Raw genomic sequence first — 12,444 nt, forward strand, 5'->3', positions numbered from 1 at the left:
AACCGTATGAACGCAACCTCCGTCAACGCTGGGGCCCGGCTCGACCGGCTTCCCCTGGCGAGGTTTCACTGGAAGATTCTCGGACTCATCAGTGGTGGCGCGCTACTCGACGCCTTCGATGTCTACCTCGCCGCGGGCGTGCTCGCGGCACTGGTCAAGAGCGGCTTCTCGACGCTGCAGCTCAACGCGGCCTTCATCTCGGCCACCTTCTTCGGCATGCTGATCGGCTCTGCGCTGGCCGGCTACGTCGGCGATCGCTTCGGTCGACGCTATTCCTACCAGATCAACCTCGCCGTATTCGGCATCGCGTCGCTGTTCGCATGCTTCGCGCCGAACATGGCCACGCTGATCGTGCTGCGATTCGTCATGGGCCTGGGCCTCGGTGCGGAGCTTGTCGTGGCCGCCGGCACGCTGTGCGAGTTCGTGCCGCCGGCCTACCGAGGACGCTGGATCTCATTGATGGGGCTCATCATCAACTCGGGTCTGCTGATCGCCACGAGTGTCGGGTACATCGTGATCCCGAACCTCGGCTGGCGCTGGATGTTCGCCATCGCAGGCGCGGGGGCGCTCGCCATCTGGATCATGCGCAAGCGCATGCCGGAATCGCCGCGCTGGCTCGAATCGGTGGGGCGCACCCAGGAAGCGGAAGCCACGCTCGCCGAGATCGAGGGCCAGGTGAAGCGTCAGTTCGGCGCGCTGCCGCCGGTGCCGCCCGCGCAGCCGGTGATGGCGCGCAACGTGCCCCTGTCGGTGCTGTTCACGAAGCCCGTGATCGGCCGCACGCTCACCGCCGCGCTCACTTGTGTCGCGATCAATGTGGCCGTGTATGGCTTCGTGGCCTGGCTGCCGACCTTCTTCGTCAAGCAGGGTCTGACGGTGGTGCAGTCGCTCGGATTCACCACGCTGATGGCCTTTGGCGCCCCGGGCGGTGCGTTGGTCGGTTACCTGCTGGGCGATCGCCTTGGACGTCAGCGCGGCCTCGTGCTGTTCTCGGCGGCCACGATCGTGCTCGGCTTCCTGTATCCGCAAATGCGTGATGCGGTGTCGATCTCGGTGGTCGGTTTCTGCCTGGTCACGTCGATCTATACGGTCGTCACGCTCGGTCTGTATGGCTATATCCCCGAGTTGTTCCCGACGGCGTTCCGGTTGCGTGGCACAGGCTTTGCCGGTGTGTGTGGCCGTGCGGCGTCGATGAGCACGCCGTATCTGGCTGTCGCGCTGTTCCAGCACTTCGGCATCTCCGGTGTACTGGCGATGGTGAGCGGTGTGCTGGGGCTGCTGATCGTCGCGCTGCTGGTGCTGCGCGTGGAGACCAATCAACAGTCGCTCGAAGATATCAGCGTGCCCAACGACGTCGGTCTCGGTGGCACCGCGACAACCCGCGCCATGCACGTAGAGCACTAGCCCCAACACCTTGCATCCGTTCAGGAAGGAGACAGCATGACTTCAGAAGTGAACCACACGCCCCAGGGGATCTCGGCGACGCTGGCCTCGTTCGCTCTGGGCCTTTCGCTCGACGCCGTGCCGACAGTTGTGCGCGAACGCGCCAAGCACTTGCTGCTCGATGCGATCGGCCTGGCCTATGCGTCGCAGCCGGCCGACTTCACCCGGGTCGCGCTCGAAGGTCTTTCGGCCCTGAGCGCCGGAGACAAACCGGGCGCGACGGTGATCGGCCGTGGCCATCGCCTCAACACACGCGACGCGATGGTCATGAACGGCGTGCTCGTGCACGGCCTCGACTTCGACGACACGCATTCGCGCGGCGTGATCCATGCCACCGCGAGCGTGTTGCCGTGCGTGTTCGGCGTGTCGGAACTGCGCGGTGTCGATGGCGCCCAGACGCTGGCGGCTTACATCGCCGGCATGGAAGCGGCCACGCGCATCGGCTCGGTGGCGAAGGGCGGCTTCCACCAGGTGGGGTTCCATCCGACCGGTGTCGTGGGGATCTTCGGTTGCACGCTGGCGGCCGCACGCCTGTTGGGCCTGACCGCACAGCAGACTGCGATGGCGCAGGGCATTGCGCTGTCGATGGCCAGCGGCAGCCTCGAATTCCTGCAAGACGGCGCCTGGACCAAACGCTTGCATCCGGGCTGGGCCGCCCAGTCGGCGTTCACCGCGGCGACCATGGCGGCGCATGGCTACATCGGGGCATCCGCACCGTATGAAGGGCGTTTCGGCCTGTTTTCGAGCTACCTCGGCGAACAGCGCGGCAATGCCGATCTGGCGCTCGCGACGGAAGGCCTGGGCGAGCAATGGCAGATCGAGGAAGTGGCGATCAAGCCGGTGCCGGCCTGTCATTTCACGCATGCGTTCGCCGATGCCGGCACGGCGTTGCACAAGGTCTGGCAGCAACGAGGCGCGAAGATCAGTGAACTGGGCGATCAGGTCGAGCGCATTCGCGTGAAGGTTCCCGAGGCGGTCGTCAAAACAGTGTGCGAGCCGGTGGCCAACAAGCGCCGTCCGGCGAACAGCTACGACGCGCAGTTCAGCGTACCTTATGTGGTATCGAGTGCCTTGATCAAAGGCCACTTCACGCTCGACGAGCTCGAACCGGCGGCGCTGCGCAATGACGCGGTACTCGCGCTGGCGGCGAAGGTCGAGTACGAGATCGACCCGGCCAGCACTTTCCCGCGCCACTATACGGGGGAAGTCGTGTTGGAACTGCGCGACGGCAGCACGCTCGCGCATCGCGAGGCGATCAATCGCGGCAGCGCGGATCGTCCGCTCAGCAATGCGGAAATCGTAGAGAAGTACGTCGCCAATGCAGCGCGTGTACTGCCGCAGGCACGCGTTGACAAGGTACGCGAGACCGTGCTCGCTCTAGACCGCCTGCCGGCGGGCGCCCTGCAAGCCGTGCTCGGCGAGGCGGTCTAGGCCGCGAGTGAATGTCTGGAGATAGTGAGATGACGCAAGTGGAAAACAACACCGCAGGGCAAGGCGAGGACGATACCCTGATCCTCGACATGTTGGATCGCTTCCTCAAGGTAGAGGTCAAGCCCTACGTGCATGCCCTGGAGAAAGCCGACGAGTATCCGGCCGAGATCGTCGAGCAGATGAAGGAGATGGGGCTGTTCGGTTGCCTGATCGCGCCCGAGTATGGCGGGTTGGGGCTCTCGACCCGCACCTATGCGCGCATGATCGAGCGCATGTCGGCGGTGTGGATGTCGCTCAGCGGCATCGTCAATTCGCATCTGATCATGGCGATGACGGTGCAGCGCAACGGCACACCGGACCAGAAGGCCGCGTTCCTGCCGCGCTTCGCGACCGGCGAGTTGCGCGGCGGTATCGGCCTGACCGAGCCGGATTGTGGCACCGATCTGCAGGCGATCCGCACGACCGCCACGCGCGACGGCGATCATTACGTGGTCAATGGCGCGAAGACCTGGATTACCAACAGTTTGTACGGCAATTGCCTGGTGCTGCTGGTCAAGACCGATACGACGGCACAGCCGCGACATCGCGGCATGAGCCTGCTCATTGCGGAGAAGGGACCCGGCTTCGAAGTGAGCCGCAAGCTGGAAAAGCTCGGTTACAAGGGCATCGATACTTGCGAACTCAATTTCGACAACTACCGCGTGCCGGTCGATCGCCTGATCGGCGGCGAGGAAGGGCGTGGCCTGAAGCAGATCCTGAGCGGGCTGGAACTGGGGCGCATCAACGTCGCGGCGCGCGGTCTCGGCATCGCGGTGGCGGCGCTCGACGCGTCGGTCGCGTACAGTCAGCAACGCAAGACCTTCGGCAAGCCGATCTGCGAGCATCAGGCGATCCAGCTCAAGCTCGGCGAGATGGCGACACGCGTGCATGCCTCGCGGTTGCTCGTCGATGCGGCGGCGCAGGCGTATGACCGCGGCGAACGGTGCGACATGGAAGCGGGCATGGCGAAGTACTTCGCCACCGAGGCCGGCGTCGAGAACAGCACCGAGGCGATGCGCATCCACGGCGCCTATGGCTATTCGAAGGAATTCGACATCGAGCGTCTGTATCGCGATGCGCCGCTGCTCGTGATCGGCGAGGGGACCAACGAGCTGCAACGCATCATCATCGCGAAGCAACTGATCGAGAGGAATCCGGTATGAGCCTGCCACTGTCCGGACTGCGGGTGATCGCAGTCGAGCAATACGGTGCCGGTCCGTTCGCCACGCAGCATCTGGCCGATCTCGGCGCCGACATCATCAAGATCGAGAACGCGAAGGACGGCGGCGACGTCGGCCGCGCGGTCGGCCCGCACTTCTTCGGCGAGGGCGACAGCCACTTCTACGAAGCGTTCAATCGCAACAAGCGCAGCATGGCGCTCGACCTCAAGAGCGCGGAAGGCCGGGAGATCCTGCTCAAGCTGGTCGAGTCCGCGGACGCCGTGTTCGACAATCTGCGCGGCGACCTCCCCGTCAAGCTCGGCCTCGACTATGCGTCGCTGGCGCGCGCGAACCCCGCGCTGGTATGCGTGCACTTGTCGGCTTACGGCCGCACCGGTTCGCGCAAGGCGTGGCCCGGCTACGACTACCTGATGCAGGCCGAAGCCGGCTATCTGTCGCTCACCGGCGAGCCGGACGGTCCGCCCGCGCGCTTCGGCCTGTCGATCATCGACTTGATGACCGGCACGACCGCCTCGATGGCGTTGCTCGCCGGGGTGCTCGAAGCACGCAAGACGGGCACGGGGCGCGACCTCGATGTCAGTCTGTTCGACGTGGCGCTGCATAACCTGGCCTATGTGGCGACGTGGTACCTGAACGGCGGACACATGACGCGGCGCGAACCGCGTTCGAGCCATCCGTCGCTCACGCCCAGCGAGTTGTACCGTACGCGCGACGGTTGGATTTTCCTGATGTGCAACAAGGAGAAGTTCTGGGGCGTGCTGGCGCAGGAGATCGGCAAGCCGGAATGGATCACCGACCCCGAGCTTTGCAACTATGCGGCGCGCCTGAAGCATCGCAACCGCGTGCGCCGCGAACTCGACGACGTGTTGATGACCGAGGACACGGCGACGTGGATGCAGCGCTTCGCGGGCAAGGTGCCGGCGGCGCCGGTGCACGATGTTGCGCAGGCGCTCGACAATCCGTTCGTGGCCGAGCAGGCGCGCGTGATGGACTTCGAGCACCCGGAACATGGCCCGATCAAGGGCGTGGCGTCGCCGGTGCGCATCGACACGCCGCTGCCGACACGCGCGGCGCCGCGAATGGGCGAGCATACGGACGAGGTACTGCGCGAAGCCGGGTTCGGCGACGACGCGATTGCTTGGCTGCGCGAACAAGCTGTGGTGCAATGACACCATTACTCCTCACCGGCAACGCCGACCACGCGCATGACCCCATTGCTTAACCAGCAGCCACGCTATCTTCAGCTCGCGCAGACGCTGATCCACGAGATCCGCGATGGTCGATACGCGGTCGGTGACTTCCTGCCGACCGAATTCGATCTGTGCGAGCAGTTCGGTGCCAGCCGCTTCACGGTGCGCGAGGCGGTCAAGCGCCTGGTGCAGATGGGGCTGGTGGATCGCCAGCCCGGTGTCGGCACGCGCGTGTTGGCGCGCGAGGCGGTCAGCGGCTACCAGCAGGTGATGCGCCAACTGGGCGACTTGCAGCAATACACGGCCGACACCGAGCTGGAGATCCTCGCGCGCGATCTGGTCGAAGTCGACGAGACACTGGCGCCGGTGCTGCGCGCCGGTAATGGTGAATCGTGGCTGCATTTATCGGCGCTGCGGCGCAGTGGCGGCGAGCCGGACCCCATTTGTGTCAGCGACATCTATATCCATCCGGCGTTTCGTGCGCTGGAGGGGATCGCGGACAGTTCGCACGTGCCGATCTACACGCTGATCGAAGAGCAGTTCGGCGAAAAGATCGCGGCGGTGCAGCAGGAGATTCGGGCCACGCTTATCACGCCGGCGCAGGCGCGCTGGCTCAACGTGAAGCCGAAGTCGGCGGCCTTGTGGATTTGCCGGCGGTATCTGAATCGCCGCGAGGAAATCGTCGAGGCGGCGATCAGCATTCACCCGGCCGACCGCTTCAGTTATTCGGAAACATTTCAACGCGACTGGCGCGCCGCCTCCTGACACCCCGTCAATGCGTCGGGAAGGGCGCCCGCGCAAAGGGGCACCCATGAACGCTGTATCCACGTATCTGTTCGTTCCCGGCGACCGTCCGGATCGCTTCGACAAGGCGCTCGCCACCGACGCGGCGCGCGTGATCCTCGATCTCGAGGACGCCGTTTCTCCCGACCACAAACAGACGGCGCGCGACGCGCTGTTTCAATGGCTGGCGCAACACGGTGAAGACGCGCGCGTATTGGTGCGCATCAATGGCGTGCATACGCCCTGGCACGCCGACGATCTGCGATTGGCCGAAATGCCGGGCGTCGCGGGGATCATGTTGCCAAAGACGGAGCGGGCCGACGAGATGCAGTCGTTGCGCGCCCGCTTGCGCGAGGCGCAGACGCTTTACGCGCTGATCGAGACGGTCGACGCGGTGGTACGTTTGCGCGAAATTGCGGGGGCGCCGGGGGTGACGCGACTGGCATTCGGTACGGTCGACTTCTGTGCGGACGCCGGCATCGGCGACGACGGTGCCGCGCTCGATGCGATTCGCACGCAGTTCGTGATCGAGTCACGCTATGCGCGGTTGCCGGCGCCCATCGATGGGGTGAGCGTCGCCATCGGCGACGACGACGCGTTGCGTGCCGATGTGCGCCATTCACGCGCGTTTGGATTCGGGGCAAAGCTTTGTATCCACCCAAAGCAAGTCGGGATCGTGCGCGCCGGTTTCCTGCCGACGCAACAGGAAGCCGAGTGGGCGACGCGGGTGCTCGATGCGGTCGCCGCAGGAGGCGCAGGCGCGATCGCCGTGGACGGCAAGCTCGTTGACCGGCCGGTAGTGGAACGTGCCAAGGCGATCGTGGCGCAACTGGTTTAGGGGCCGCGCCAAAGGCGCCCGTTGGCCCCAGGTTCAATGGCTCTCCGAAAACATCGTCATCCGCTTCAGAATCCACGTCAGCAACGTTTCCGCCGCCGGGGAAAGCGGACGACGAGACTTCACCAGCACCCGCGCCTTCGCTGCTTCGAAGAGGGGATGTGCAATGGGCAGTGCCACGAGTTCGCCGGCATCGATTTCGCGGTACACCGAGAAGGCGCCGATCAGCGTCGCGCCTTCTCCGCGAGTCACGAAGTGGCGTAATACCTGAAGCGAGTTTGTGGTCAGCGTTCGGCGGATGTCGACGTTTTCCGTGTAAGCCAGCATCTCGACAACCTGTCCAAGCCCGAATGCGGGCGGCATCAACGCCAACGGATATTGCAGCATTTCCTCGACGGTGACGGTACCGCCTCGCAGTGCGAGCGGATGCCGGGTATTGACGAGCAGCACGATCGGCTGCGACGACGTTGCGCGGAATTCAATCTCCGGGTGGGCGGGCGGGTTATAGGCCAGACCGATGTGCGCGCGGCTCTGCGCCACCTCCTCCAGCACGTTGTTGACCGGCAGGACATCGACGATCACGTCGAGTCCGGGGAACTGCATGCAGAAGTCGTTGAGCACCTCTTCCATCAGGCCGTCGATGTAACCCTCGCTGATCGCGAGCCGGACATTGCCCCGCTTCAAACCGCGCAGCGCTTCAAGCCGATCTTCGAACTGCTCCTGTTGCGACTGACATCCCCGCCAATATTCGAGGAGGTGCATGGCCGCTTCGGTCGGCCGGACACCCCGCGCACGCCGCTCGAAAAGCGGTGCGCCAATCTCGTCCTCGAGCAGCCGGATTTGCCGAGTGATCACCGACGCCGCCGTATTGAGGCTGTCGGCTGCCGCGCGGATCGAGCCGTGCGTAAGCACTTCGTGAAAATACCGCAAACGCCGTTGATTCAGTTCACGCACCGTGTCCGTCCTCGGTTAAGTGTTGCCAAATGAGCAACGATAACCGACTTAGGTTGCTCTTGCTCTTCGGTTTTTGGCTGTTAATGATGAATTCATCCTAAGCACACCGGAGAACGCTCTTGTCCGCTATTCCTTCCACGCCTCTCACTGAACGGCACGCGGCGCTTTATCGCAAGCTGAACTGGCGGCTGCTTCCGTTTCTGCTGCTTTGCTACACGTTCGCGTACCTCGACCGGGTAAATATTGGTTTCGCGAAGCTTCAGATGCAAAGCGATCTTGGCTTCTCCGATGCCGTGTACGGTCTCGGCGCGGGTATTTTCTTCCTCGGCTATGTGTTGTTCGAAGTCCCCAGCAATCTCCTCTTGCCGAAGGTGGGCGCGCGCAAGACCATCAGCCGGATCATGGTGTTGTGGGGGGTGACTTCGGCGTCGATGGTGTTCGTGCGTTCGGAGCCGATGTTCTACACGATGCGGTTTCTGCTCGGCGTCTTCGAGGCGGGATTCGCACCCGGCATGATTTTCTACTTGACCTATTGGTACGGTCGCGCGCGCATGGCGCAGGTCATGGCGATTGTCATGCTGGCAGGTCCGATCGGTGGCATGTTTGGCGGCCCCCTGTCGACGTGGATCATGACGGCGTTCTCCGGCGCGCACGGCCTTGACGGCTGGCAGTGGATGTTCTTGATCGAGGGATTGCCGTGCGTGGTGTTCGGCGTGCTCGCGCTGTTTGTGCTCGACGACCGGCCAGCCGACGCACGTTGGCTGAGCGCCGACGAGAAGCGCCTGCTCGCCTCGGAACTCGATGCCCGGGGTGGCTCACATCATTCGTTCGCGCAGGTCGCCAAGGATCCGCGGGTCTATTGGCTCGCGTTGCCATACTTCTGCTTTATCTGCGGAATCTACGCGGTGAGCTTCTGGCTGCCGTCGATCATCAAGGCGGCCGGCGTGCGAGACACCCTGCAGATCGGCTTTTACTCGGCGATACCTTACGTCGCGGCGGCCGTCGCGATGCTGCTCGTCGGCCGCAGTTCCGACCGGCGCGGCGAGCGTCGCTATCACAGCGCAGTGCCCGCACTCATCGGTTCGGTGACGCTGGCGCTCGCCACGCTCTTCAGCAGCGATCTCGCGCTCTCGCTGACCTGCATGACGATTGCGACCGCCATGATGTGGGTCGCCTATACCGTGTTCTGGGCGATGCCGTCCGAATACCTCAAGGGCGACGCCGCATCGGGCGGCATTGCGCTCATCAACACCATCGGGCTGATGGGCGGTTTCCTGAGCCCGACGATCATCGGCTGGGCGCAGGGTGCGACCGGCAGTCTGCACGCCGGGCTGTACGTGATGGTCGCGCTGCTGGCCATCGGCGCCATCGTATTGATCGCGATGCGTCCGGCACGCACCGCTTGACGTCTGTGATGCCTGTGACGCCCGATCCCGCCCCCACAATCTCACCAGAGGTCTGATTTTGTCCCGTACCCCTCCGACCATTTTGATCGCCGGTTTCCAACACGAAACCAATACCTTTGCGCCGTCGAAAGCCGCTTACGAGAACTTCGAGCGTGGCGAAGGCTTTCCATCGATGTCGCGCGGCAGCGACGTACTCGCGCTGCGCGACGTCAACATTCCCGCCGGCGGCTTCATTCGAGCGGCGGAGGCTGCCGGATACGCGCTCTCGCCGGTCATCTGGGCAGGCGCGAGTCCGTCGGCGCACGTGACGCGCGACGCATTCGAGCGAATCGCGGGCGAGATCGTGGAGGCGGCGCGCACGCAGCGGTTCGATGCGGTGTATCTCGATCTGCATGGGGCGATGGTTGCCGAACATGTCGACGATGGGGAAGGCGAGCTGCTGGCGCGCGTACGCGAGGTCGTCGGCCCGAGCGTGCCCATCGTCGCGTCGCTCGACCTGCACGCGAACGTCACCGAACGAATGTTGCGCAGCGCGAATGCGCTCGTCGCGTATCGCACGTATCCGCACGTGGATATGGCCGAGACGGGGGCGCGTGCCGCCGATCTGCTTGCACGGTTGATATCGGGGGAAGGGCTGCATCGCGCGTCGCGGCGATTGCCCTTTCTCATTCCGATCAATGGCATGTGTACGCTGCTCGAACCATCGCGCGGGATGTACCAGCGCGTCGGCGAGGCGGAAGTGGGCGATGTCGTATCGGCATCGTTCGCACCCGGGTTTCCGGCAGCGGATTTTCCTGAATGCGGTCCGGTGATCTGGGCGTACGGACACGCGGCCGACGCCACGAATGCTGCCGTCGACGCGCTTTACCGGCGCATGATCGACGAGGAGTCTGCGTGGCGCGTCACGTTCCTGTCCCCCGATGCCGCGGTGCAAGAAGCGATGCGATTATCCGAAGGGGCGAGTCGTCCGGTCGTCATTGCCGATACGCAGGACAATCCAGGGGCGGGTGGCGATGCCAACACGATGGAGATGCTGCGAGCGCTTGTTCGTCATGGGGCTAAACGTGCTGCGATCGGCCTGATATACGATCCGGAGGCTGCGGCGTTAGCGCATCGCGCGGGCATAGGCGCGCAGATCGAGACGTCGTTGGGCGGGCAGTCGGGCGTGCCTGGCGATCAACCGTTCGTCGGCAAGTTCGAAGTCACGTTCCTCTCCGAGGGTCGGTGCCGCTATGACGGCCCCATGATGAACGGCATGCAAGCCGAACTTGGCCCGGTCGCGTGCTTGCGCATCGACGACGTGTTGATTGCGATCAGTTCCAGCAAGGCGCAGATGCTGGACCGCAATCTGTATCGCGTGGCGGGAATCCAGCCAGAGGAGATGCGCATTCTCGTGAACAAGAGCTCGGTGCATTTTCGCGCGGACTTCGAGCCAATCGCCGAGGCGGTGTTGGTGGCGAAGGCGCCGGGCCCCATGACCGCCGATCCCGCCGATCTGCCCTGGACGCGTCTCGCGCCCGGCATGCGCACCCGGCCCGGCGGTGAGCCTTTTGGCGGGTAGCGTCGGTGCTACACATCAAATTCCAGGACGGCTGGGCGGAAGGCACCATGCACGACACCGTCGTTAGGCTGGCCTGACGGAGAAATAGGCGAGAGGCATAGGGAAGGGCGATAGTCGCCCGTCCCGGACCACCGCTCGCTCTATGGCATCCGCGGCGACGCTTGCGGCGCCCGGTGCACCCGCCTTGGGTCTTCCGTGGCGTCGCCGCGTCGGATCATCTCGTCAATCTCAGCCCGCAATTGCTTGACGAGGACATCCACCGCCGCAAAGCATTTCCCGACGGAGGGCGCCACTTGTCGGTGCGCGACGATTCTGCGCCTGTCGCGATAGCGTATCCACGCGATGTACCCGTGATGCTCAAGCTCGAGCGCAGCCTCGATGTGGACGGACCGATAGGTTTCGATGGTTCTCAGGTTCATGCCCCCTCCTGGTAAATGCCGGGAAGATCTACGCGGCTTCGAGCTGGTGAATTTGCGTTCCCGCGTGAAGTCCCGCAATCAAGTCGCTCTCCGTAATCATTCCGATGACACGATTGCCGTCATCAACCACTGGAATATGGTGGTGCCCAGTCGTGGAGAACGTGGGCAGTAGGTCGAGAATGGAATCTGAGCCCTTTGTGGTACACACCTTGGTTGTCATCACCGAGCCGACCGATCGGGGGTTGTCCTTCCCGGGGAGAAGCCAACCGAGCGCGTTGCCAATGCTTTGCGGTCCGGCCGCACGTCCAAGCTCGCGATGGATGTCATACCGCGTCACGATGCCGACGATCCGATGATCGGTGTCGCGCACCGGAAGCGCCTTGATGGCGCGACGCTCCAGCAACTTGAGCGCCACCGAACAATCCGTCTCCTTGAGCACTGTCAATGGCGACTTCGTCATGATGTCCTGGCACGTCAGGCCGTGAAATGTTCGGCGGCAGGCGGCGAGTTGGGTTTCTCGCAGGAGCGCCTCCAGGTCGTCGATGTCCACGTCGATGAATTCATTTCGACGCGCCAGCACGGCTTCCAGGTCTTTACGCGTGAATCCGCCGCCGGCTTCCATCGAAGCATCCGCCGATTCCGTCGCCTTGACCTTCACCACGCGATGTGGATAGCGGTGCCCCGTGAGCGAGTGATAAATGATGGCGAGCGACACCAGCACCGTCGACTGCAGGGCAACGGGGGCAATGGCGAAGGCATAGCCCATTCCATGGATGCCGGCCCCGCCGAACACGGCGGTCAGTGCCACGGCACCGGCGGGCGGATGCACGCAACGCGCTGCAAACATCGCCAGAATGGCCACGGAAACGGCGATCGCGCCGGCAATCGGCACATTCGTAATGACGATGCCGCATGTGACGCCGACAACGGCGGCGATGACGTTGCCGCCAATCACCGACCACGGTTGAGCGAGCGGGCTGGCGGGTACGGCAAAGAGAAGCACCGAGGAAGCCCCCATCGGGGCGATCAGCAGCGGAAAGCGACTGGAGAATCCGGGGAATAGATGGATGGTCAGCCCGGCAATCGTCAGCGCTGCTGCTGCGCCCAGGCCAGAGCGCAGGCGTTCCCGTGCACTGAGGCCCGTGGCGTTCGGCAGAAACGCGCCTAACCATGCTTGCATCTGCTTTTGAGTCAACATACCC

The 12,444-nt window shown here is 64.0% G+C and carries 11 protein-coding genes; 8 read left to right on the forward strand and 3 right to left on the reverse strand.

All coding sequences use genetic code 11. From position 1 onward, the window contains the following. The first annotated feature begins 6 nt into the window (after positions 1–6). Genes PCE31106_RS16730 through PCE31106_RS16755 form a run of 6 tightly spaced genes read left to right on the forward strand, consistent with a single transcriptional unit; the run spans position 7 to position 6,905 of the window. Entirely contained in the window at positions 7–1,404 is a 1,398-nt protein-coding gene (locus tag PCE31106_RS16730; protein ID WP_150564053.1) for an MFS transporter, read from the forward strand. Between the two features lie 36 nt (positions 1,405–1,440). After that, a complete protein-coding gene (locus PCE31106_RS16735; RefSeq protein WP_150564054.1) occupies positions 1,441–2,874 on the forward strand; it encodes an MmgE/PrpD family protein in 1,434 nt (477 codons plus the stop codon). Positions 2,875–2,903: 29 nt separating this feature from the next. After that, a complete protein-coding gene (locus tag PCE31106_RS16740; protein WP_150564055.1) occupies positions 2,904–4,076 on the forward strand; it encodes an acyl-CoA dehydrogenase family protein in 1,173 nt (390 codons plus the stop codon). Continuing rightward, on the forward strand, positions 4,073–5,263 hold the full coding sequence (locus PCE31106_RS16745; RefSeq protein WP_017233439.1) for a CaiB/BaiF CoA transferase family protein: 1,191 nt from the start codon (positions 4,073–4,075) through the stop codon (positions 5,261–5,263). Before PCE31106_RS16740 ends, PCE31106_RS16745 begins: the two co-directional genes overlap by 4 nt. A gap of 36 nt (positions 5,264–5,299) precedes the next feature. Next, positions 5,300–6,049, forward strand: a complete 750-nt coding sequence (locus tag PCE31106_RS16750; RefSeq protein ID WP_017233440.1) for a GntR family transcriptional regulator — start codon at positions 5,300–5,302, stop codon at positions 6,047–6,049. Between the two features lie 46 nt (positions 6,050–6,095). After that, on the forward strand, positions 6,096–6,905 hold the full coding sequence (locus tag PCE31106_RS16755) for an HpcH/HpaI aldolase/citrate lyase family protein (protein WP_150564056.1): 810 nt from the start codon (positions 6,096–6,098) through the stop codon (positions 6,903–6,905). Between the two features lie 33 nt (positions 6,906–6,938). On the opposite strand, the gene PCE31106_RS16760 is transcribed toward PCE31106_RS16755, so the two are convergent. Beyond that, on the reverse strand, positions 6,939–7,856 hold the full coding sequence (locus tag PCE31106_RS16760) for a LysR family transcriptional regulator (RefSeq protein WP_150564057.1): 918 nt from the start codon (positions 7,854–7,856) through the stop codon (positions 6,939–6,941). 119 nt (positions 7,857–7,975) lie between these two features. Here PCE31106_RS16760 and PCE31106_RS16765 point away from each other — a divergent pair, with 119 nt between their 5' ends. After that, entirely contained in the window at positions 7,976–9,262 is a 1,287-nt protein-coding gene (locus PCE31106_RS16765; RefSeq protein ID WP_150564058.1) for an MFS transporter, read from the forward strand. A gap of 58 nt (positions 9,263–9,320) precedes the next feature. Next, positions 9,321–10,823: a M81 family metallopeptidase gene (locus PCE31106_RS16770; protein WP_254441116.1), complete on the forward strand. Its 1,503-nt coding sequence runs from the start codon at positions 9,321–9,323 to the stop codon at positions 10,821–10,823. A gap of 140 nt (positions 10,824–10,963) precedes the next feature. Here the strand turns inward: PCE31106_RS16770 and PCE31106_RS16775 are convergent, their stop codons facing one another. Together PCE31106_RS16775 and PCE31106_RS16780 are read right to left on the reverse strand one after the other, a co-directional pair. Next, positions 10,964–11,242 (reverse strand): hypothetical protein, encoded by a 279-nt coding sequence (locus PCE31106_RS16775; RefSeq protein ID WP_017233445.1) that lies wholly within the window; start codon positions 11,240–11,242, stop codon positions 10,964–10,966. Between the two features lie 28 nt (positions 11,243–11,270). Further along, complete coding sequence (locus PCE31106_RS16780) at positions 11,271–12,440, reverse strand: HPP family protein (protein WP_150564109.1); 1,170 nt, start codon at positions 12,438–12,440, stop codon at positions 11,271–11,273. Positions 12,441–12,444: the final 4 nt, after the last annotated feature.

It is taken from the genome of Pandoraea cepalis (assembly GCF_902459665.1).
GTDB lineage: Bacteria > Pseudomonadota > Gammaproteobacteria > Burkholderiales > Burkholderiaceae > Pandoraea > Pandoraea cepalis.